Origin of the sequence: Fictibacillus sp. b24 (assembly GCF_030348825.1) — a bacterium.
Classification (GTDB): Bacteria; Bacillota; Bacilli; order Bacillales; family Fictibacillaceae; genus Fictibacillus.
The window spans coordinates 767699-791161 of the sequence record NZ_JAUCES010000005.1 but is presented as its reverse complement, the minus strand read 5'-3'; the positions used below and the strand labels follow the sequence as shown (position 1 = coordinate 791161).

Here is a 23463-nt window from a genome sequence, read left to right as displayed (position 1 = left end):
TTTTCGAAAATTATATACCACTTCTATTCTACCAGTTTGTGAATCGAGCCACAAGAAATCCCAAATCTTTTCAAGATGAATTGTATCATTATTCATGCTGGGAACGATTATTTATGTGAAAAATTCAATAATTTAGAGCAGACAACAACCCTAAATTTTGGTAAAATAATAAAAAGATGGATTGGGGAGGTTCTGAATGGTAAACGGAGAATTAGACAGGACAGGCAACACGAGACAAGGACAGGACCTGGAGCTGCAAAAACAGCAGCGCAGTGATAAAAGCAAAACCATCATTCTTACACTCGTTTTAAGTTTCTTTATTATAGGAGGCTTTGGAACGTGGGGATATTATTACCTGTTCGGGGCTAAATCGGCATCTGATGTGAATCTTCCTACAAATGAAGAAGTGGAAGAAGCTGAGAAGTCAAGCGGCGTTGAAATTTTCAAGCCGACCATCGAGGTTCCTAAGACCGAAATACAACGACGATTAAATGTTATGCATGAGTATTGGAATAGCAGGCTCGGGTACGACCAATGGAACAACTATAAAGTCGACACCCATACTTCCGAATTAAAAAAAGTAGAGAACGATATACGAGAAAAAATCTTGCCGTATGTAGGCGGTCCACTAAAGACAGATATTGAGGTTGCCATTGGGAAGATTGAGAGAAGCATAGAAACGAAGAGTGTGGAACCGCTAAAAGGTGTGCACCGAATCTTTCATGATCTCGATATTACGCTTAATGATTATCAAGATGCCTCCGATTTTTGGGAAGTAACGGAAACGTTCGATTGGTATCAAAAGAATGCTGTGCAATGATGAAAGGGCACTGTTCTCGAATGACGAGGATGGTGTTTTTTTGTGGGGACAGCGTCGTGAGCGGTCGCCAGGTGGCTGCAGAAATGCCGGAATTTGTCGAAAATCGGATAAATAATTTTATACGCGGAATTATTGGTCTTATACGCGGATATATTTTAACGTGTACTTAACATGCACACAATTTAGGACTTTGTGCACGCTAAACATACACTCGAAGCGTTCCATCCGACTTTAAAATACAGTTGTAGCTTAAAAACCCAAAAAAAGAGACCTGCTCATCAAATTTGAGCAGGTCTCTCACCTAATTTTACGATTTCGCCGTCGTCATATAGTGATCCTTCAGCTGATCGCGCAGCGTTCGCTTCAGAAACTTCCCTACCGACGTTTTTGGAATTTCATCCATGAACACGATATCGTCTGGAATCCACCATTTTGCGAACTGCGGTTTCAAATACTCTAAAATATCCTCTTTCTGCACTTTCCCCTTCATATCAGGCTTCAGCACCACACATGCGAGCGGTCGTTCCTGCCACTCTGGATGCGGAACCGCAATAACCGATGCCTCAAAAACCTCCGGATACGCCATGATTGCATTCTCTAAATCTACAGATGATATCCACTCACCGCCGCTCTTGATAAGATCCTTCGTCCGGTCGACGATCTTCACGAACCCTTCTTCATCAACCGTCACAACATCCCCGGTATGAAGCCAGCCGTCAATAAACGTCTCATCCGATCGATCGTCTTTATAATATTCATTTGCAATCCAGTTCGAACGGAGCAGCAGCTCGCCCATCTCGTTTCCGTCCCACTTCACTTCCCCGTTCGCGCCGATTACTTTCATTTCAACACCCTGCACCACATAGCCCTGCTTTGCTTTGTAATCTAGTTTCGTTTCTTCGTCCATGTCCATTTGATAGGTTTTTAGACGAGTTGCTATAACGAGCGGACTCGTTTCCGTCATACCATAAGCATGCATGAACGGGATGTTATGATTTTCCTGGAACGTTTTAATCATTCCTTTAGGTGCTGCTGACCCTCCGCAAATAACTGCTCGAAGACTAGAAGTATCATAGCTGTTCTGTTCAAGTTCTTGAAGAAGACCCATCCAGATCGTTGGTACACCTGCAGCAAAGGTTACTTTTTCCATCTCAATCAGTTCCGCTAAAAGCTGTGGTGTGAATCGCGGTCCAGGCATCACTTGCTTCGAACCGAACCAGGTTGCCGCATACGGAAGTCCCCAAGCATTTACGTGGAACATCGGCACAACCGGCATAAGAATATCACTTTCCGAAACAGAACCGCCATCAGCAAGTCCGAGCGACATGGAATGAAGCACCGTCGATCGATGCGTGTACGTGACTCCTTTTGGATTTCCAGTTGTAGCAGACGTGTAGCACATCCCAACTGGGTCATTTTCATCTACATGTTGCGGAAACTCATAAGCCGGGTCACCTGTTTCTAGAAGTTTTTCATAATGATAGAGAGGCTGAAGAGGTGACTGAGGCAGCTCGTCCTCATCCGTCATCAAAATATACGCTTTCACATTTGGAATATGGTCTTTTATGGCTTCAACTAGAGGAAGAATGTCCTGATCTACTAATAAAACCTGGTCATCCGCGTGATTGATAATGTATGCGATATGCTGAGGAGAAAGTCTGATATTAATCGTGTGAAGGACAGCTTCAACACCCGGGATAGCAAAATACGCTTCCAAATGGCGATGGTGGTTCCATGCAAGTGTTCCAACCCGCTCACCTTTTTTAACACCAAGACGTTTTAGCGCGCTCGAAAGCCTGCGTGTTCGTTCACCAATCTCCCGGTAACTGAACTTTCTGATTCCCGACATCGTGCGGCTCGTTACCTCTTTTTTTGCAAAATAACGCTCCGTATGCTCCAGCATACTTGTCACTCGAAATGGCACATTCATCATCATAACTACTTCTCCTCCTTAAATAGTAAACATAGTCATTAGTGTAAGCGTTTTCGTGTTATTGATTAGTTCCCTAAAGCTTAATGAAATCCTGCTCATAAAACAGATTCTGGTGGAAGAAAACAAATATTAAGATCTATGCCGAAAAAATTTGAATTTCAACCCAGTTTTTACGTTACACTTATAAAAAAAGGCATAAAAAGGAGTGTCACTTATGCCAGATTGGTCTTATCATACATTTTTCAAACCGCTGCTGTTTCGGATGAAACCTGAAACAAGCCGCGACCTTACGCTGCATACGATGAACACGCTCGCTAAGCTGCCGTTTGGTGAAAAAATCATTCAGTTTTTTGGTCACATGAAGCCGAGTGAAAAGTTAGCGCAAAACGCGGCCGGCATCAAATTTCCATCGCCCGTTGGAATTAGCGGTGCGCTAGATCCAAGGCTAAACGGAACGTCTGCTTATGCTAACCTTGGTTTTGGTTTTATCGAGATTGGTCCTGTATCGGTTGAACCTCAGTCTTTGGAGAAACCGATCTTAAGACGAGTAGATGAAGAAACGTTGTGGTACCAGCATTTGAATAGCAATTTGGGTCTTGATGCTGCTCTCGAAAAACTGAAGACAATTAAGAGAAGCATACCAATCGGAATCGTAATACATGGGGAAACGGAAGCGGAGTTCGTCGAGCTAGTTCAGAAGCTCGATGATTATGCTGATTTCTTTATCCTTAAAGAAACTGCAACCCTTTATTTAGAGCGAATTCGCCACGTCTCCTCCAAACCTCTTTTTGTGGAGTTCACTCATGAAACATTGAAATCGGCAGACAAGGATATAGAAGCAGATGGTTTCTTAATCCGTGAAGGCATTAAAAAAGACGGCGGTGGCCTCACTCTCGGTAAATCCGAATTGCCATTATTAAAAGAAAGCATTCAACAGCTATTACCCTACAACAAGCCGATCATAGCATCAGGCGGCGTTCATGATCCAAATGACGCGATGGAACTTTTCAATTGCGGTGCCTCCCTCATACAGCTTCATAGCGGGTTTGTTTTTTCAGGCCCAGGTCTGCCGAAAAGAATTAACGAGCGTTACCTATATGAAAAAGATGATGAGGTCGCAGGGGAACAGGCAACTGGATGGATATCCTTTTTCCTGATGGGACTTGGCGTTTTTATCGCGGGCATCATCGCATTGATCATCGGTCTGACAGAAGTTCTTTTACCGTATGATGAGCATTACTTAGGCATACAAAAAGAAGAAATCATGGCATTTAACCATCACCTGTTTCACTTCATGTCTCATGACCGGATCTGTCTGGCCGGAGTTATGATCTCAGCGGGTTTTATGTTCATGCAGCTTTCCTATCATGGCATTCGAAAAGGAGAGCATTGGGCGAAAAAAGCATACGTGATTGCCGCATTCCTTGGCTTTTTAAACATTTTTTACTTTATGGGCTTCGGATATTTCGACAAGCTGCATTTTATTTATTATTTAATCATTCTTCCGTTTTTTCTTTACGGACTTTATCGATCTAGAAATCTTCCCATTGGAAGTAAAGCCGTGAACCTTCACAATTCGGCAGCGTGGAAAAGAAGTCAGCTTGGACAAAGTCTTTTTGTGATTTCAGGCATCTGTTTGCTCTCTGCTGGCATTGTGATTTCAATCATCGGAATGAACGGCGTTTTTGTAAACGAGGATTTAATGTTCTTTTCGCTAACACCTGATCAAATTTCGTCGTTCAATGATAAGCTCATACCACTGATCGCGCACGACCGCGCTGGATTTGGAGGGGCTCTGATTTCGGAAGGCTTTCTTTTGCTGACGATTGCTTTATGGGGATATCGTGAAGGTGCTAAATGGATTTGGTGGACACTTGCGCTTGGTGGTTTACCAGGTTTCCTGACTGGAGTGGGAACGCACTTTATGATCGGCTACGACAACCACTTCCACCTCTCACCTGCTTATCTGTTGTTTGTCTTTTACTTGGTAGGTTTGGTGTACTCCTATTCTTATTTGAATATGAGAGGTGAGCGGCGAACGCAAAATATTTCTAAGTTGGAAGCAGTAAAAAAAGTGTAGACATAGCGTCTGCACTTTTTTATTCGTTATTTCAGCTGTGCTGTTTTTGAAGGGAGATCGCTTTACGAATTGCAAGGATTGTCCCCATGTGAAGACCTTCATGATAAAACGTGCGAGGCAGCACTTCTGCAAATGTGCTCATGCCAAGTTCAGTCGGTTCGTCTAGTTCTTGATCAAGACGGTGACCAAATTGCTGCTGAATCACTTGAACTTGCTCCATCAACCGGTGGCGCAGTTCCTGAAGCGTCGGAGGAGTCTGCTGCCAATTCTCAGGCTTCGTGCCATAACCGAAAAGCTCGCGATAATGTTTAGGAGCCGGATTGTCTTCTCGCGTCTTGTGGTACAGCCAATCATATTGATCAAGAAAAATATGCCCCAAGTTCCAGCGGATGTTGTTATTGAATCCTTCTGGTACAAAATCAGCTTCCTCTTCCGTCAAGCCTTCCACCGCGCTCAACGTATTATGGCGGAATGCAGCTAGTTGTTTTAAAAGGATCTCGTTTTTCATTTGGAATGCCTCCTAAACGGTGATTTACTTTACAGTTTCGCTTGGTTTATGGTGGAATCCTTTTTTCTTTTATTCAGGCTCTTTTCTAAAAGGTGCTTTTTTAATTTTCTTATTTGTAGTGCAAGGTGTGTACCTACCACATGAGAAGCTTAGGCATGCGACGAGGAAGCTTACTACGATAGCTTAACTTATAGACGCAGAAGCAAGTAAACTTCCTTGAAGCGTGTAGGTGTGACACTTAAAAGTAAAACTTACGAATGTGGCTCACCCCCTGCCCCGCAGAAAGCGAGCACCTGGAACGGAATCCAACCACTTTCAAGTGCAACATAGTTAAAAGGCACAGCCAATTTAGCTGTGCCTCAAAATAAAAAAACTTTGATTTCCGTTTAAGCTGCATCATTTACTTTTACTCTTTTAGTTCTCGGTAATTTCCGATTTACATTCCCTACTATATAAGAACCAAACGGAAGTTTAGAAATAATAAATATTATGGACATACTTATGATTAAGGAAATAATGAATACGCCCAATACACGAGTAAACGTACCATTAAATAATTCAGCAATACTAGCTCCCCAATAGCGTTGAACTTGCCAGTGAATCAAGTAAATACCAAAAGAATAATTGCTAATTATATTTACAAATTTGAAGTTTGGAATCAATTGTCCCCAAGCAAACACAGCAACACTTAACATGATTGTAAGGGGCAGCATATCGATTCGTCGAGATCCTACACTTGTATAACCTGCTTTAAATAACACAAACACGATTACAATTGATAAAAGTACACCTAAAAGCGTAAACCATTTATATCTCAAAAAAGTCTCAGATAACCGTTTATAATTCTTCCCTATTACATAAGCAAGAGTAAAATATGCAAACCAGGCTGTAAAAGGAATCTTAAAGAACGCTATATGTTCTCTTACGAAAGCAATATTTCCTTCAAGTATTTTAAAATGAAAGATCATAGCAAGAATACTAACTGGAATCAGTAAGTTCATAGAAATTTTGTACTTAGTAACAAAATAATGCAAGATGTAAAACTGAAAAATAATTAGAACAAAATATCCTTCAAACTCTCCTAAGAAAATATTTTTTAGAATCTTTTCTCCCAAATCAAAATTAGGGTTCATCTTATAACTTACAAGCGCATCTATAACTGAAAAAGAAAGATAGGGAGCAAAAATCCATTTTAAACGTTTCGTCCAAAACTTTTCAGGAAGTTTATCTGGATAACGGTTAGCCAGAATCACTTCGGATAAAACTACAAATGTTGGAGTAGCATAACAAAGTATTGTTCTTAATAACTGATAATACTCAGTTTTAGGAAAGCCCATCGCTAAGCCAACCTGCGATGTACTATGCAAAAAGACAATACTCAAACAAGCAATTGCACGTAATAAGTTCCATTCTTTTATCAAATTAATCCCTCATTTTAGTAGGTATTTATTTTCCCACAGAAATAAATTCAACAGTTAACTTAACAGATAAAAGAATTGGTTAAAACAGTAAATGAATGAATGTAACCTGATTGTTATCGAATATAAAAGCTACCGTAACAGACAATCCCACATATGGATTAAACGGTAATATTTTCACATAAAAAGAAAAACCCTGCAGACATTTATCCACAAGGTTTTCAATACTTTATTTTATTGGATACATGTAAAGGTTCGATAGATGTCTATAATAGATATTACCTATTGCATCTTGAGCGATTTCCTTAGCTCCACTTTCAAGTATAAAGGCATAATTCATCGTTTTAGGATCCATCTTAAAGAATCTGCCTTCTAATGTACCATAAATATAGCCATCTTTCCCAACTAACAGGTTTGCATTACCGTACCTTCCTGAAATGGCAGGCAACATCTTAATCGTTTTAAATTTATTTGTAGAAGGGTTATAAGAAAAAATTGTCCCATCCGCTGCTCCCCAGATATTTTTATCTGGTCCAGTTATTAATGACATTACTAATGACGCCCTTATAGGCAACGAAATAATTTGCTTTTGTCCTGGGTTGGCCGGATTAAATTTAAAGAACTTTGCCCCGTCTTTATCTTTTTGATAGTTAGCGTGGACAGATGTTCCTCCATAAATAAAACCTCCATGAGGATGCAGAGTGATGATACTTTGGTTATTTACATAATTCTCATACACTTTATACGTCTTTGTGTTTAGATCATAATCTAACAACAAGCCACCACTTGTTGTAAATTGAGGATACGTTCCAGCAAAGAGATGATTGTTTAAAGAGATCAATGCCGGTATTCTTTCTTGACCATAATCTTTTAAACGAACCAATACACTAGTACTACGCTGTTCCCAAGGTAATTCAGGATTATTAATCTCAGTCAGCCTTGCATTCGGATAAGCACTGACATATAATTTCCCGTTAACAAATTCTGCGCTTTCTAACTGACTGATTCCGTTTAACTGTATACCCTTTTTCTCTGCTGTATCGAATTGTGTAAGTCCTCCAGACATGTAGCCGTTAATATACAGGTGCTTTTTGTCAGGACTTTCAAACATTAAGTGAAGATTAACTGGTTGCGGCGGTGCCTCAAACTTTTTCAGAACAAGCTCATTGGTCTTTGGATTAAAAAGAAAATATGTTCCTTTATTATCTACTAGACCTACTAAGAATTTGGTACCATCTTTTAAACGGACGAAATCTAATGACAGAGCCTCAGTATTTTCAGGTAAAGATGCATTTGTTTCTCTTATCCCTGTTCCTAATTGATATGCATACAACTTACCTTCATAACTATAATAAAATTCGTTTAACTCATCATTTTTGTCTGAAAACCCTCTTGAAGCACTGTTGAACTCACTAATATATTTTTTGCCAACGATATCGTAAATCCCCGCTTTTTTGCTTGGATAAAATTTGGTTACTAAATAACGGTTGTCGATTAATTTCATTTTTTCAACATATGTTTCGTTTTTATACTTATCAGGCAGGATGGATAATTTTGAATGATTACTCAAATTCCACTGAACCATTTCCGCTTTTGAACCTGAGCTTACATATAAAAATTTATTATCTTTATCTACGACTAATGATTTTGCATATTGTTTATTTTTTTGAGTCGGCAAGAGAAAGTCTCTAGTCTTTGTTTTTTTGTTGTATTTAAAAACATTGGCTCCATAAGCAGTGACACCATATACATACTGGTCATTGACAAAAATATCTTGAATAGAAGTATCGTTCGTTCCTTTTAATACATGACCATGATTTATTAATTTTCTAAAGAGCGGGTCATAGCTGTACAATGTTCCGCTATTCGTACCTGCTACCCACAATGTACCCGTGCTATCAATATCCAGTCCCCAGGCGCTTGTTGAATCAACAAGCTTATACTCACCAATCACATCATTTGTATTTAGATCTACAACCGCAAGAGAAGTCGGTGTTCCATGCAGGATAACGTATAAATAAGCATTTCCCATCTTATCCATCCCTGATTTAGCTGCGATCGTACTTTGATTAAATACTTGTGGTCCTAAATTTACAGGTTTTTTATTGTGCAGAGGAATCTTTGGCTGTTCAGAAGGTGATTTCCGGCTAGCACATGCAAGGTCTTGCAGTTTCTTCTTTGATGGCGTCTTATATGTGATGCGATCATCACGTTTTACATAATAACCACCACCAACTCCTAACAAGCCGGTTTTAAAGTTATATATGCGATAAGAACTCCCTTTTTTTAACGTCTTTTCTTGTTTGAGTCCACTTGTTGTTAACTTATAGAGTGGGGTATCTTTTAGGACAAATACCCTTCCGATCTGTCCTGGTACTAAATAAGTATCATCCCATTTAATCTTTTGTCCTGGTGCTATACCTGTACATGATTGGTCAACCACTACAGGAGGTTGGACTGGCTTTACTGGTTTGCTTGTTGAAGGTTTCTGTGATGCACAAACACTAGCCTGAAGCTTTTGTTTACTCGGAGTTTTGTAAGTAATTTTATTATCTCTATTGATATAATAACCACCACCAACTCCTAGTAAATTAGTTTTGAAGTTGTATATTCTATAACCAGTACCAGCTTTTAGAAGTTTGTTTTTCACAAGTGTATTACCTGATAGCTTATACAAATATGTGTCCTTAACAATCGAAACTCTACCTATTTGCCCTGGCTTTAACTCAACACCATCCCAATAGATTTTTTGTCCATATGTAATTCCTTTACAAACATCATCGGCATATGAAGTATTGGCAGTAAAAAGTGAAGAAATAACTAAAAGAAAACAAATAATACTACTTATTTTTTTATTCAACGTTGCACCTTCTTTACTTATTTTGGAACAAAATTATTTTACCAGAATATCACATAAATTCATATATTAGTTTTTTCATAGTTTCATAAATGAATACAAAGTACTGTAGAATTTAAAACAAAAACACACCCCTCACATTTAGTGTAAGGGGTGTGCCATAACATTTTATTAATTTAGTTAGTTCCCGCAATCAGTCCATATTTGCCGTCTTTACGTCTGTACACGACGTTCATCTCACCAGTTTCGGCATTGTTATAGACGAAAAAGTTGTGGCCGAGTAAGCCCATTTGTAGAATCGCTTCCTCTGTGTCCATCGGTTTCAGATCGAATCGCTTTTCACGAACAATCTCGAAATCGTCCTCTTCCTCTAACAAAGCCGTTGATACGCCTTCTGTACCGTTAGCAAACATGTGCTTTGTGCCTTCAGCATTTCTAAATTTACGGTTCACTTTTGTTTTGTGTTTTCGAATTTGACGCTCTAATTTTTCTACCACCAGATCAATCGCAGCGTATAAATCCAAATGACGTTCCTCCGCACGAAGCAGTAGGCCCTTCATCGGTATTGTTACCTCAATGGATTGTTCATTGTTGTACACTTTTAGATTGACGTGTACTTCAGAATTCGGAGTTTCGTTAAAGTACTTTGTGAGTTTAGTCACCTTTTTTTCAACGTAAGCCCTAATGGCTTCTGTCACCTCGATGTTTTCTCCACGAATGTTAAAATGCATAACTTAACTCCTCCTTTCGGTGATGTATATATATTTCGATATACCCCAAAAGAATTCCTCCGTAACATTTAAAATATTTTGACAATTTTTTAACACTGTCGACAAAATCTTTACAAATCAAAATGACATGTGATAAATCATGGTAACATGCCGATAATCACAATTTGTATGTTATACTAGTAATTAACCTTTGAAGCTTTAAAACATTTACATTACCTGTACCATCTCCCTGCTCGAAATTTGAGCGGGGATTTTTTATTGTTTTTTTTACATGCAAAAAAAAAAACAGGCTCTAAAGAGAACCTGTTTTCATTACAAATGAAGCTTATGCTTTTTGAACGTTAGCAGCTTGAGCGCCACGAGCACCTTGCTCAACTTCAAAAGTTACTTTTTGACCTTCGTCTAAAGACTTGAAGCCTTCAGATTGGATTGCTGAGAAATGTACGAATACATCGTCTCCGTTTTCGCGCTCGATGAAGCCGAAACCTTTTTCTGCGTTAAACCATTTTACTGTACCTTGTTCCATTTTTGTTGCCTCCTAGTGCGTTACCACACAAATGTATTACTACTCTTGCCCATAGTATTTTTAAAGAAGAAAAGTCGAAACTCATACAATCTTTTACGCCGAACAAAAATAATTGTAAGTTCATCATAACAGGGTTTAGCGTATGTTGCAAATCACCTATTGTTTTTTAGCTAAAATCAGCAAATAAAAACCCGCCAGAACGATATGGCGGGATCACAATTATGGTCATGTTGCCTATGATTTATAGTTTAGTTACGTTAGCCGCTTGAGGCCCACGTGCTCCATCTACAATATCAAACTCGACTTGCTGACCTTCGTCAAGGCTTTTGAATCCGTCAGTGTTGATTGCAGAGAAGTGTACGAACACATCGTCTCCGTCTTCGCGCTCGATAAATCCAAAACCTTTTTCTGCGTTAAACCATTTTACTTTTCCTAACATGCCTTTCACAATCCCTTCATCATGCGAATCTTTGTATAGTTTTTCTATACACTTTATAGTATGACATATACCCAAAAAAGTTGTCAAAGGCTTAAGATTAGCGAAAATTAAGAAGTTTTGTCGAATTTTCTTTAACGATTTATATGTATAATTATGCGATACAAGTCTGTTTTATACACACAAAAAACGGCCGCACAAACGACCGTATTTTTTATACTACATCTGTGAAACCATTTGAGCGAGCTTTGCACAAAGAATCGCTCCATACGTTCCTACGATGTTGCCTAATAAGCCCATCAATAGACCAACTGGTGCGAGTGCCGGCTGGAAGACAGACGCAACAACTGGTGCTGAGCTTGTTCCGCCAATGTTTCCTTGTGAACCAACGGCCACGAAGAACATCGGAGAGCGCAGCAATTTTGCAGCGGCAAACAAGAAGAGAACGTGTATGGAAAGCCACACGATTCCCATCAGGATGTATTGCGGGGCTTCAACCACATATACTAAGTTTGCCTTTGCTCCTATTGTCGCGAGCAGCAAGTAAATACCTGCGTAACCGACTTTACTTGCCCCATAGTTTTCAAGTTCACGAACTTTTGTAAAAGAAAGTACGATCCCGATCGCAGAGATAATCATGATCGTCCACGTTGCCGCATTCAAAATATCCCCTTGTGGCAGCTTCTGAGAGAACTTCCCTACTACAAACGCTAGACCAAAACCAAGACCTAGAATAGCCAGCAATTGAGGAACCGCAATCGGGCGAGCATTCTTTTTTTCCAGCTCTCCAACTTGCTTATTCACTTCCCCAATAATGCGGTTATCCGCTTTGTTCCATTTATCAAAGCGAGCTTGATATCCAGCAAGAGCAATCATGATCCCCATCCAGCTGTATCCGACAACCGTATCTACAACAATGATCGGTGAAAGAATGTGTTCAGGTGTGTCCACCGCTTCAACGAGTGCCGCCATATTTGCTGAGCCGCCAATCCAGCTGCCCGCAAGCGCTGCAACCCCTGTCCAAGCGTCTTCTGGCAAGTACGGCTGGAAGATCGCGAGCGCTATTGGTCCACCTACAATAACCCCAAGCGTTCCAGCTAGGAACATTAGAATCGCTTTTGGCCCAAGCTTCAAAGTTGCTTTTACATTAATCGATAATAGCAATAACAACAGTCCGACCGGCAGTATGTAAGCGGAAACAAAACTGTATAAATCAGAACTGGAAGGTATAATACCAAGCGTCGTTGAGATCATCGGTAAAAAGTAAGTCCAGATCAATGGCGGCGCATAATGGAAAAACTTTTGTAAAATACGGTTTTTGGATTCGCCCACAATGAATACAAAACCAACAAGCGCTGCTAAGTAAGCAAAGATCGCCATTGGTTCTTGAATGAGCGGTCCATTTGTTGTTGCAAACATATCCCTATTCCCCCTTATGATGAATGAGAGACAAGTATACACCAAAAAATCAGCATCCCCTGTATAGTCCTTCTATTTTGAAGAGTAGGAATAGTACCAACTTTTTTACACTTCTAATCCATGCTTGGCCACATATAATCCAATATACAGCGCAGAAAAATTAAACAGTTGTTTAAAAAGGAGGCAATGGACGTTGCTGCATATGATTGAAAAAGTCGTCCTAGCTATGGCCGCAATTCGTATTCTATCTGGTACGCTCGAAATTACAGCAGCACTCTTCATGCTGCATTACAATACCGTTGAACGCGCACTCGTCATCAATTCCATGCTTTCAATCGTTGGTCCTATCATCTTTTTCTCTACCATGACACTCGGAATCTACGGATTATCTACTAAATTGTCATTCGGAAGTTTGATTTGGATCATGTTAGGAGTTGTTTGTATTGTTTATGGGATAAAAAGATAGCTAATTTCTTAGTGCTGCGCGAGAATGACCCTGACTCGCGTGTAATTTTATGAAATCTGCGCGTAAAAAGGGAGAACGCGCGCGCAAACCGCCATCTTCTGAGCGCAAAGTCTCACTGCCTGCGTGAATGTGTAAGCGACAAAAAACACGTACCGTAAAAAGCTTCTCACACGAAAAATCAAAACCGATATCCAGACAAATACGCTAAAAACTCTCTCTGTTTCTCATGACTGTACTTTGTTAATGCAAAGGTATTGGCATCAGGTAAGTCAAGCGAAAAGCAATCCACTTCAAGCAGCCTGCCTTCTAACAGTTCTCTTCTAACCGTTGATAATGGTAAAAAGGAAACCCCAAGTCCTTCAGTAATAAATCTTTTCGTGATGTGAATCTGCGAAACTTTCATCATCCGCACCCCAGGATAACGCAATTTTATACCTCTTGAAAGATCCTCCCAATATCCTGGATGGTTATGCGTCAACAAATAGTTAGAGAGCAGAACCTCTTTTTCATCCAGTGGCGGTGCAGTCTCAAAGTCCAAACCGTCATGAGGCGCTACCAACACGACTTTGTCTTTATATAGCAGCTGACTCGTAATTTCAGAATGTGAACTTCCCAAGCACGACAGCCCTAGATCTACGTCTTCGTTTAAAACCGCAGACTCAACATCTTCTGACTCTATAATTTTGATAGAGATCTCGACTTCCGAATGCACTTTTACATACCGTTTTAAAACCGATGGCAAAATCGTATCCGCTATAAGCGGTGAGATGCCTATGCAAAGTTTAGAGTGATACCCTTGTTGAAAAGCATTGAGATCCTCTAACCCGCTCTCATACACTTCCATCAATTTCTTCGCGTTCTGCAGATACCGCCTGCCTTCTATGGTCAACTTCACTCGTCTTCCTTCGCGTAGAAACAGAGACATGCCCAATTCTTCTTCAAGCAATTTGATATGAACCGTTACAGAAGGCTGTGAAACATGGAGTATCTCTGCCGTTCTTCTAAAATTTTCACATTCCGCTGCGGTAATAAACGTTTTTAACCAAGTAAATTCCATTACCCTGAATCTCCCCACTGATTAGTTTTTATTATTAAATTAATTAAAAACAATCAATATCATAAATTAATTATATCTTATACAATGGTACTAAATAATGGAAGGAGTGAGAAATCATATGCAAAAAGGACTTAAAGGAATCGTTGCAGCGGAGACAGGGATCAGCCACATAGATGGGACAGAAGGAAAGTTAATCTACAGAGGGTTTGAGATCGGTGACCTTACTTCTCGTTTTTCGTTTGAAGAAGTTGCGTATTTGCTATGGTACGGCAAACTTCCCAATCAAGAACAGTTGCGTACATTGAGGAATGAGCTTATCAAGAATCGCGTACTCCCACTCCATATGAAAAACATTTTAGATCATCTTCCAAAAGACATGGATTTGATGAGCGTAATCCGAACAGCGGTTTCGTCTGAAGGTTTAATGAGCTATGCATGGAAGCCAAGTATAGAACAGGCGATCAGATTAACAAGCTTAGTGCCTACGATTATTAGTTATTGGAAATGTCGGATAGAAGGCAAATCATTTGTTGCACCATCTGAAGAATTAGCTCACGTTGAAAATTACTTATATATGTTAAATGGCGAAATACCAAGTAAAGCACATACGCTTGCTCTCGAAACCTACATGATTCTAACATTAGAACACGGCATGAACGCCTCCACTTTTTCGGCACGTGTGACAGCATCTACCGAATCCGATATGGTGTCTGCCGCAACATCGGCGATTGGAACGATGAAAGGTCCCCTTCACGGAGGTGCACCTTCTGGAGTCATTGACTTGTTGGACGAGGTACGAAGTGTTGGCAGTGCTGAACTTGTGATTCGCCGCAAGTTGGAGAATGGAGAAAAACTCATGGGATTCGGGCATCGAGTCTATAAAACACATGACCCTCGAGCCGTAGCGTTAAAAGCTAAACTGTTAGAGCTAGTCGGTGAAGATGAGTGGTTAGATCTCGCGTTAGAGGTAGAGAAAACAGCTGTGGCTTTATTAGAGGAATACAAGCCAGGCAGATCGTTGTACACGAATGTTGAATTTTACGCTGCGGCTATTATGAAGGCAATTCAGCTGGACCCAGCTCTTTTTACACCAACATTTACGGCAAGCCGAATGGTCGGATGGACCGCTCATATTTTAGAGCAAGCCGAAGACAACACGATTTATCGGCCGCAGTCAATTTATACGGGCCAATTTCATGATACAACTTCATTAAACATGTAAACCGGACAATAACGTTCGGTTTTTCGTTTTTATTTGAATACAGTTCGTCCGTTTTTGTTCTACAGTCAGCGGTTTAAGTTTTTACGGTACGTGTTCTTTTATTGGTTACACGTTTCGCTCAAACAAGGCTGAGTTTCGCTCCAATTGCCTTCCGCTTATAAAAGGAAACAAAGGATTATCTAATTCTCTACCTTCAAGAATTGCGTTTGCTCGTTCTTTTGTCTTATCCAGAAATTCATCTCTCACAAACCCGTAAGTCCCAATAAAGAATTCACGAGGATTAGGTACTTTACCTAGACCAAAAGAGATTACATTTACCGTATCAAAAGTTGCATAGGTGTGGATCTCATCGTAAATTACATACCCATCTCTTAGGCGGTCCTTGGTGCTTGCATTAGAAGTATGGAACTGAATGATGCTCTTTGTGTCATAACTCATGATCTCCACTTTAGTTCGATAGAACATACCTTCAAGAACTTCCTTAGAACCGATAGCATCATAGACCTCTTTGAATGAATCCCAATAAAAAAGCACCCTTTATTGGGCGCTGATTAAACTATATTCTTTTTAACCTCTTACTATATTTCTCTAAGCCTATAATAAAACTGACCATCTTCTACACTAACCTCTCTTACAAGGAATCCTTGCATTACAAGAACGCCCAAAGCTAGTTGTAATCCTATTGGTGAGGTAAACTCGCCAATACTTATAAGATAATTGTTAATGTCCTTAAGGGAAAGGTCTTTATCTTTGTTATGATGGAAGTATTGAAGTATAAATTTATTAAAGTTTTCCCCTTCATTTGTAGATGCTTGATTCTCCGTTTTGGGATTCGAATTATGATATACTGCACTTGATTCATTTTTGCCTACAGTATAAAGTTGATTCTTTATGACTTCTAATTCTTCGCTGATTCGATTAAGATCATTTATTTTCATTTGTATTTCGCTTAATGAACTTCTTATGTTTTCAGAATCACTAGCTGAAGCTCTAGATTCAATAAAAGAATAAAAAATTGCAATGACTGCTAAGACTATTGACGATAATCCACTTGCTAAAGATATTTGATTCACTATAATAGAAGAATCGCCAGCCCTCCAAGTAATTATTGTTATAATTATTCCAATCAAAATCAAAACAATAAATCCAAATATTATATCCTTTTTTGTTACATTTTTAAAACTCACCTTAAATATACTCCCTCTTTTTTTCGTTCCTAATATTGTAACATATCACAAATTATATATTGTTGAGTTGTTTGCTAAGGTACAACTCCTAAACCCCCAAGATCCATTCCTTACTTGTTGTGGTCACAAGAATAGGAATTGCAACAGCGACGTGGAAATGTTGCATGAACGGGAATGGATCACAAATGGAAAAAGCACCCGATTATGGATGCTTAATGACCAATTATCTAACTGGTCCTATTACTTCAATGTGTGTAACCTTTTCCATGGAGATTCTTACTAATCTTCTTCTAACGTCCTCAAATTCAATGTACCCCGTATCTGGGATATTGTTTAAGGCTTGCTCACGAGTTTCAGCTGTCACTATTTGTGTAACCCGATTTTCAGCGTCAAAGTTAAAATAAATTTTAAATTCATTCATATACATATCGCCTCCTTCCACCAAACACAATTCGGTAAAAGGAAACAATTCCCTGCAATAAAACATGCTAATTAGTCAATTTGAGATAAAGTTTCTTTTCTCATTAACTCATTTGGAAAATAAACAATTCTTCCAGTAGGTAATTTTAGAAAATTGTCATGGCCAATTATGTCATCTTTTATCCTCTAAATCTTCATCATCTTCATCAATAAATTGAATTGACTCCCAGTCTTCAAAGTCTAAGCTTAATGTGAAATGATCATAAATGGAGTCAATCTCAACTTCAGTGAATCCTAATTCTTCTTTTATAATTACCTCGAGCATATTAATACCCCCTTTTTGTCGTTCATAACTTTCGACAAAAGAAAACATTTTCCTTCAAGAAAAAAACGACAACCTTTGGGCTGCCATTTCATTTTATAGACTGGGTATGCTTTGAATGTTCTTAATTAAGTGAAGGCCCTTTTACGCTCACACAGAACCTCTTCTCGCTCCAATACTCAAAAATACAATATTCGCGCCTCTATCAGAGTCATTGAAGAGATTAATATTCATCCTCTCCTCTCCCTTTTTCTCATGATAAAATAAAAATAGATACACTAGTGACCAGGAAGAGGTGTTTAAAGTGATTTTAAAATCGATTTCATATAGGAACGATAAGAAAAAACAAGGATATCCTTTCCAATTACCACTGTTTCAATCCTTAGAGACTCTTCACTTTCGAAAGCCCATTACTATCTTAGTAGGAGAAAACGGCACGGGAAAATCAACACTGCTCAAGGCCATTGCAGATCAAGCAGGTTCTGTTCGAATCAATCGATCAGAAGAGGAGGATTCAGACCTACCCTCATTATCAAAGCAGCTCAAATTGACTTGGAGTGTGAAGACAAAGAAAGGTTTTTTCCTAACCGCAGAAGACTTTGCAAACTTTGTGAGACGTGCAGCGGAAATGAAAGAAACCGCGCGTAAAGAATTAGAAAACATTGAAGTTGAGTACAAGAACAAGTCTGCTTATGCTAAAAGTTTAGCTTCCCTCCCACATAACCGCACATTGCATGAACTACAAGAACTTTATAACGACGGTCTTGAGTTTCGATCACACGGCGAACGGTTTCTGGACTTTTTTCAGTCGCGTTTTCGACCTAACGGACTGTATATCCTCGATGAGCCAGAAGTGCCGCTTTCACCTATGAAACAGTTGAGTTTTATCTCACTATTAAAAGAGATGGAGCAGCAGAATGCGCAATTCATTATCGCAACTCATTCTCCTATCCTGATGGCATATCCAGGTGCAGAAATCATCAATCTTGATTCGCTGCCACCAGCTCCAACATCATACGAAGACCTAGAGCATGTTCAAATCACGAAAACATTCTTGGATAATCCTGAACGGTACTTGAGGCATCTATAGAGCAAAAAAGGCACTCAGCTCATACACAGCTGGTGCCTTTTCGTCACTTCTTCTTATCAAAATACATCCCATCGCCCGATAAAGTTTGGTAAGGGTTTGCATACTGAACGTTCTTCTCTTTCTTTTTCTTCATCATTGAAAGATTGTGTTTAATCTCTTCAAACTGGCGTGCTAAAAGTGGATCAATCGTCTCGTTCATCTTCAGAATCAACCGGCCCATACGCTGCTCGTCTTCTGAATACGTGAGCGGTAAATTTTGAATCGCCACCTGACGCTGGTCGAGCAGTTCGTTCAACCGCTTGATATACGGCTCACGATCCTCTTTCGGCAATCCTGCACTTACATGATCATAAAGATTTTTTGTGATCTCCAGCAAAATTTTAACCGCAGGCATTAAACGCGTCCCGTTTCACCGTGCTGTAAACGACGATTAATCTGAATCACTTCTTTCCACGTATTGCGGAAATCGATCACATAGTCTTCCACTTCATCCAAAATCGCAGCATCACTATGAATGTTTGCTTCAATCAGACGGCGGTTGATGTAATCATACATCTGCATAAGGGACTTAGACACTTCAAGGTCCATGTTTAGCGTGACCATTAATTCCTGGATGATCTTTTGCGCTTTTAAAAGATTCGTATTCTTCTGTTCTGTATTCTTGAGCTCGATCGCCGTGCGAGCGAGACCGATAAACTTTAAACATCCGTTGTATAGCATGAGCGTCAACTCGCCGGGAGACGCTGTTTGGACTGAGTTGTTTTGATACGCTTTGTTCGCGTTAAGTATGGACATGTAAAGGTAACACTCCTTTTTGGTTTAGAAATTACTGTCCGCCGCCAAACTGTTGCATTAAGTACATGGATTGCTGGTTGGAACGCTGGATCGCTGATTCCATCGCCGAAAACTGGCGCCAATAGCGGTCCTCCACCTGTTTTAAACGACCTTCGAAAGCCGAGATGCGCTTGTCTACGTCCGTTAGTTCACGACCGAGTGTGAACTGAGCGTTCGTACGAAGGGCGTTTCCTGCTTTAAGTTCGATTTTATCGACTGTTTGGTCAATCGATTTTCGTAAACTCTTAGCAATACCGTCAATATTATTGGTACTATCTCCAGTAAACATTTTCATCACGGCATCTGGATTTGTGGCTAACGCATCACGAAGTTTCTTTTCATCGATTTCAAGCTTACCTTTGTCTAGGTAGTTACGTGAAGTCGTAATTCCAATCTCAGAAAGCTGATCAAATTTCGAATCGCCCGTATTAACATTGGCATATAAAATGGAACGCATCGCATTTAGTCCACTTGAAAGAATAGAGTCACCGCGCAGCATCCCACTCTTCGCCTTCTCATCCCAAAGCTCTGCTTCTTTTTCAGATAAATCCTTACGCTGCGCATCTGTTAACGGAGGAAAATCACGATATTTCGTTTCAGCCGTTTTCTTATTGATTGCTTCAATGGTTTCGTTGTATTTTTTTACAAAATCTTTTATGGAAGTAACTACACCATCTGTATCTGTGGTTGAGCTGATTGTTGATGGCCCTTGGCCTTTCAACGTATATGTAACACCACTGATCGTAAAAGTGTTGGAAGTTCGCTGCAAACCTGTGAGTCCATTCAAGTCAAACTCTGCATTGCCTCCATTGTCTGTATTCGCTGCACCAAGTTCTGTTCCATCTGCTGTAGTGTTCGTTGTAAAACCGATGTTCCCAAAAAAAGAAATGGTATCTGGAGTTCCAAGTGTAATCTTAGAACCCTCTCCAGTTAAATTGTTCGAAATAACAAATTTTCCAGTAAAGTCATCATAAAACGCTGATATCTCTAATCCAGCTTCTGAAAACTTTTTAGCAGTCGTTTCCAATGTATCTTTTGTTGGATCAATTTTTATGGTCTTAGTTACTTCAGTTCCATCTGTTTTTGTTACCTTGATTTCAAGAGGAATTTCAGCAGTGCCGAAAGCTGAATTCATGGTCCCTAAAGCCGTTTTCCCGCTCGGTTTGTTTCCACCTTGATCTACAACTTGTTCTGAAACCCAGCTTCTCGCAGTTGCCAGCTTAGTAACGTTAATGTTAGATGTAATATTTGATGCACTTCCTGCAACAGTTGCAGTTACTGCATTTGGGTTCGTACTTGTTACCGTCTTCTTATTAAACGTCCCTTGAAGTGCGACTCCATCTAAAATAAATCGATCGAGCTCGTCCAACAGCTTATTCATCGAGCGATAATCGTCACGCTGCCACTCTAGCGTCGTCTTTTTCTGCGCTAACTTATCTAATGGAATACGCTCTGCTTTCATCAGATCGCCTACAAGTGTATCGATATCCATCCCACTGGCTAATCCGCCAATTCTCATGACCACGGTTCATCACCGTCCCTAAATTTTTTTATCTACGAATATGCCCATAAAGTCGATCATATCAGCATACATATCAAGAAACTTTTTGTTTGGAATTTCTTTTAGCACTTCTTGCGTCACTTCGTCTACGACTTGAACGTAATAATCATTCAACTTCTCGTGAAGAACAAACTTAGATGAAGTATGCGCAGGCTTCAACATATCGTTCATCGCATGTATCACATTTTCCAGTGATTCTTTTGTTGGTTTTGCTTGTACTGGAGCTTCGGCTTGAGTAGTTTGTTCTTGTTGGTTTTGGCTTTTAAGCACAGGCTCAGATTTTTGAAAAACAGGAGAACTAATTGATTGCAGTTCCACCTTCATCGCCCCTTTTAATTTCTCTAAAATTTATATCGGATTGTACAAATAATTGTTGAGGAAGAAGAGAAAAAGAAAAAAAGCAAAAAAAAATTATTACAATTCTATGAAACTACTCAAACGGTTTAATTTTTATTGTAAAATAGTTGATTATAAAGAAGAAAATTGTAGAAAAATGACCACTAATTGTCGTGGCATATTTATATAATAATACATACAGAAATCATGGGAAAATTGAAAACGAGAGGATAATGGCAGTAATGAAAGACCAACGCACAAAGCAACGAAAGAAACTCAGCCGACAGCCGAAATCCGGTGTAACGCAAAGTAAAGCCATTGAACAACCTCTAGAAAAAGGCAGGTACATAACTGGACTTGATGGACTGAGGGCCATAGCCGTACTAGCCGTTATCGCTTATCATTTGAACTTTGAATGGGCAGCAGGCGGATTGCTCGGAGTTACCGTCTTTTTTGTTTTATCAGGATACTTAATTACAGACCTTTTAGCAGCAGAATTTGTGACAACCAACACGATTAATTTTAAAAACTTCTGGATTCGCCGGGCAAGAAGACTTCTTCCCGCTATGTTCACCATGCTGCTCGTCGTCGTCACGTATGTCACACTTTTTGAACCGACTATGCTTCAAAAGCTTGAAAAAGATACTGTTGCAGCCATTTTGTACGTAAGCAACTGGTGGTACATATTTCAAGATCTATCTTATTTCGAAAGCTTTGGACCTCCTTCCCTTCTAACGCACTTTTGGTCGTTAGCCGTGGAAGAACAATTTTATATCCTTTGGCCGCTCATCATCATTGTGATGTTAAAGCTGAAAGTTCGTGAAGGCTCTCTATTTTCTCTTATTCTAGTAGGAGCACTTGTATCGGCAGCAGCTATGACATTGTTGTACGAACCAGGAGCAGACCCAAGCCGCGTTTATTACGGAACCGATACTCGCGTCTTCTCCTTATTACTTGGAGCAAGCCTAGCCGTCATCTGGCCGAGCCGAAAACTGTCTAGCAATCTTCCTCCAGAGATTCGTTGGAAACTAGATTTCGTCGGATTATCCGCACTTACTTTCGTGTTTTACATGTTCTGGAGCACAAGTCAGTATGAAGACTTCCTCTATCAAGGAGGAATGGTGGCGATATCTGTTGCGTCACTGCTCGTAGTGGCCGTCATGGTTCACCCATCCAGCCGATTGAACACGTGGTTGAGTTTTAAACCGCTGCGCTGGATTGGTGTCCGCTCATACGGCATCTATTTGTGGCATTTTCCAGTGATCGTGCTCACTTCCCCGCAATGGGGAGCAGATGCGCCGAGCTTTGTAAGAACATCATTGCAAATCGTTTTAATTTTAGTGCTTGCCAGTCTCTCATGGACGTTTATTGAAAACCCGATACGAAAAGGTGCGTTAACGAGATTTTGCCGGGTGGTCAAGCGCGGTGAATGGAGACGTGAACGATCGTTTATCGGAAGGTTTGTAACGATTGCCAGTATTCTAGCTATGTTCATGTGCGTATCCGCAATTGGCTTCACGACAACTTCAGTAGCGTTAAGTAAAGATAAAGTGATTACGGCCATTCAAGATAAAGTAGGAAAAGAAGAACCACCTGTAGAAAACACAGTGAGACCAGAGCCAAAACCTGAAACTCCTGAAACAGAAGAGAAGCCTGAAGAAGATCCGACAGACAAACCTGCGGAAGAGACACCTTCAGACGATGCGCCACCTAAAGAAGAAAAGTCGCATATTCAGGATTCGCGCTCACTATCTGTTATTGGGGACTCTGTCATGATTGATGTGACGCCACATTTGGAAGATGCTTTTAAAGAGGTAGATGTGGATGCAAAGATCGGTCGTCAATTTAGAGAAGCAGAAGATATCGTTCAGCAAAAGAAAAGCTCAGGTAGCCTAGGTGAGATTGTCGTCATCGAGCTTGGGGCAAACGGACCGCTTGCTGAGAAAAAAATGCATGCTTTAATTGAAGAAATCGGTAATCGAGATATTTACATGATTACGACACGTGTTCCAAAACCGTGGCAAAAAGAAGTCAACGACACGATTAAGAGTGTTGCTGGCCAACACGAGAATGTTAAAGTGGTCGATTGGTTCACGAAGAGTGAATCTCATCCTGAGTTCATTGGGAATGATGGGGTTCACTTAACAATAACAGGTGCTAAAGCATATGCAGACTATTTAATAAAACACATTGATTAAAAAAAGCCAGTCATCCTAATACGGGTGATTGGCTTTTCTGCA

22 protein-coding genes and 1 pseudogene are annotated in these 23463 nt (G+C 39.9%); 6 read left to right on the top strand and 17 right to left on the bottom strand.

The window, feature by feature from the left end:
• Positions 1-196: 196 nt before the first annotated feature.
• Positions 197-820, top strand: a complete 624-nt coding sequence (locus QUF49_RS03900) for a hypothetical protein (protein ID WP_289494435.1) — start codon at positions 197-199, stop codon at positions 818-820.
• A 307-nt stretch (positions 821-1127) separates the two neighbouring features.
• Here the strand turns inward: QUF49_RS03900 and QUF49_RS03895 are convergent, their stop codons facing one another.
• Entirely contained in the window at positions 1128-2756 is a 1629-nt protein-coding gene (locus QUF49_RS03895; protein ID WP_289494434.1) for a long-chain fatty acid--CoA ligase, read from the bottom strand.
• Positions 2757-2967: 211 nt separating this feature from the next.
• On the opposite strand from QUF49_RS03895, the gene QUF49_RS03890 reads away from it, so the two are divergent.
• Complete coding sequence (locus QUF49_RS03890) at positions 2968-4833, top strand: dihydroorotate dehydrogenase (protein WP_289494433.1); 1866 nt, start codon at positions 2968-2970, stop codon at positions 4831-4833.
• A 31-nt stretch (positions 4834-4864) separates the two neighbouring features.
• On the opposite strand, the gene QUF49_RS03885 is transcribed toward QUF49_RS03890, so the two are convergent.
• From QUF49_RS03885 to QUF49_RS03855, 7 genes are all read right to left on the bottom strand, one after another.
• Entirely contained in the window at positions 4865-5341 is a 477-nt protein-coding gene (locus QUF49_RS03885) for a DinB family protein (RefSeq protein WP_289494432.1), read from the bottom strand.
• Between the two features lie 386 nt (positions 5342-5727).
• Positions 5728-6762, bottom strand: coding sequence for an acyltransferase family protein (locus QUF49_RS03880; protein WP_289494431.1), 1035 nt, complete (start codon positions 6760-6762; stop codon positions 5728-5730).
• A gap of 226 nt (positions 6763-6988) precedes the next feature.
• Positions 6989-9619 carry a YncE family protein gene (locus QUF49_RS03875; protein ID WP_289494430.1) on the bottom strand — a complete coding sequence of 877 codons (2631 nt, stop codon included), beginning with the start codon at positions 9617-9619 and terminating at the stop codon, positions 6989-6991.
• 173 nt (positions 9620-9792) lie between these two features.
• On the bottom strand, positions 9793-10347 hold the full coding sequence (gene hpf, locus QUF49_RS03870) for a ribosome hibernation-promoting factor, HPF/YfiA family (protein ID WP_066245427.1): 555 nt from the start codon (positions 10345-10347) through the stop codon (positions 9793-9795).
• Positions 10348-10672: 325 nt separating this feature from the next.
• On the bottom strand, positions 10673-10873 hold the full coding sequence (cspC, locus tag QUF49_RS03865) for a cold shock protein CspC (RefSeq protein WP_034314312.1): 201 nt from the start codon (positions 10871-10873) through the stop codon (positions 10673-10675).
• Positions 10874-11114: 241 nt separating this feature from the next.
• A complete protein-coding gene (locus QUF49_RS03860; protein WP_066245425.1) occupies positions 11115-11312 on the bottom strand; it encodes a cold shock domain-containing protein in 198 nt (65 codons plus the stop codon).
• 216 nt (positions 11313-11528) lie between these two features.
• A complete protein-coding gene (locus tag QUF49_RS03855) occupies positions 11529-12728 on the bottom strand; it encodes a DUF819 domain-containing protein (RefSeq protein ID WP_289494429.1) in 1200 nt (399 codons plus the stop codon).
• A gap of 202 nt (positions 12729-12930) precedes the next feature.
• On the opposite strand from QUF49_RS03855, the gene QUF49_RS03850 reads away from it, so the two are divergent.
• Positions 12931-13194 (top strand): YqhV family protein, encoded by a 264-nt coding sequence (locus QUF49_RS03850; RefSeq protein WP_289497575.1) that lies wholly within the window; start codon positions 12931-12933, stop codon positions 13192-13194.
• Positions 13195-13372: 178 nt separating this feature from the next.
• Here QUF49_RS03850 and QUF49_RS03845 read toward each other — a convergent pair whose 3' ends face one another.
• Complete coding sequence (locus tag QUF49_RS03845; protein ID WP_289494428.1) at positions 13373-14251, bottom strand: LysR family transcriptional regulator; 879 nt, start codon at positions 14249-14251, stop codon at positions 13373-13375.
• A gap of 118 nt (positions 14252-14369) precedes the next feature.
• On the opposite strand from QUF49_RS03845, the gene QUF49_RS03840 reads away from it, so the two are divergent.
• Positions 14370-15473, top strand: a complete 1104-nt coding sequence (locus QUF49_RS03840) for a citrate synthase/methylcitrate synthase (protein WP_289494427.1) — start codon at positions 14370-14372, stop codon at positions 15471-15473.
• A 156-nt stretch (positions 15474-15629) separates the two neighbouring features.
• Here QUF49_RS03840 and QUF49_RS03835 read toward each other — a convergent pair.
• The 4 genes and pseudogenes from QUF49_RS03835 to QUF49_RS03820 form a co-directional block, all read right to left on the bottom strand.
• Positions 15630-15989 (bottom strand): annotated as a pseudogene (locus tag QUF49_RS03835) (terminase large subunit); the annotation flags it as partial.
• Between the two features lie 62 nt (positions 15990-16051).
• On the bottom strand, positions 16052-16660 hold the full coding sequence (locus QUF49_RS03830) for a hypothetical protein (RefSeq protein ID WP_289494426.1): 609 nt from the start codon (positions 16658-16660) through the stop codon (positions 16052-16054).
• 223 nt (positions 16661-16883) lie between these two features.
• Positions 16884-17081, bottom strand: a complete 198-nt coding sequence (locus QUF49_RS03825; protein ID WP_289494425.1) for a hypothetical protein — start codon at positions 17079-17081, stop codon at positions 16884-16886.
• A 171-nt stretch (positions 17082-17252) separates the two neighbouring features.
• Complete coding sequence (locus tag QUF49_RS03820) at positions 17253-17405, bottom strand: hypothetical protein (protein WP_289494424.1); 153 nt, start codon at positions 17403-17405, stop codon at positions 17253-17255.
• 301 nt (positions 17406-17706) lie between these two features.
• On the opposite strand from QUF49_RS03820, the gene QUF49_RS03815 reads away from it, so the two are divergent.
• Positions 17707-18492, top strand: a complete 786-nt coding sequence (locus tag QUF49_RS03815) for an AAA family ATPase (protein WP_289494423.1) — start codon at positions 17707-17709, stop codon at positions 18490-18492.
• 43 nt (positions 18493-18535) lie between these two features.
• On the opposite strand, the gene QUF49_RS03810 is transcribed toward QUF49_RS03815, so the two are convergent.
• From QUF49_RS03810 to flaG, 4 genes are read right to left on the bottom strand one after another with little or no spacing between them, the layout of a single operon-like run.
• On the bottom strand, positions 18536-18886 hold the full coding sequence (locus QUF49_RS03810; protein WP_289494422.1) for a hypothetical protein: 351 nt from the start codon (positions 18884-18886) through the stop codon (positions 18536-18538).
• Positions 18886-19287: a flagellar export chaperone FliS gene (gene fliS / locus QUF49_RS03805; RefSeq protein ID WP_289494421.1), complete on the bottom strand. Its 402-nt coding sequence runs from the start codon at positions 19285-19287 to the stop codon at positions 18886-18888. Before fliS ends, QUF49_RS03810 begins: the two co-directional genes overlap by 1 nt.
• Before the next feature lie 31 nt (positions 19288-19318).
• Complete coding sequence (locus QUF49_RS03800; RefSeq protein ID WP_289497574.1) at positions 19319-20845, bottom strand: flagellar hook-associated protein 2; 1527 nt, start codon at positions 20843-20845, stop codon at positions 19319-19321.
• A 21-nt stretch (positions 20846-20866) separates the two neighbouring features.
• A complete protein-coding gene (gene flaG / locus QUF49_RS03795) occupies positions 20867-21211 on the bottom strand; it encodes a flagellar protein FlaG (protein WP_425590452.1) in 345 nt (114 codons plus the stop codon).
• Between the two features lie 254 nt (positions 21212-21465).
• Here flaG and QUF49_RS03790 point away from each other — a divergent pair, with 254 nt between their 5' ends.
• A complete protein-coding gene (locus QUF49_RS03790) occupies positions 21466-23421 on the top strand; it encodes an acyltransferase family protein (protein ID WP_289494419.1) in 1956 nt (651 codons plus the stop codon).
• Positions 23422-23463 lie beyond the last annotated feature (42 nt).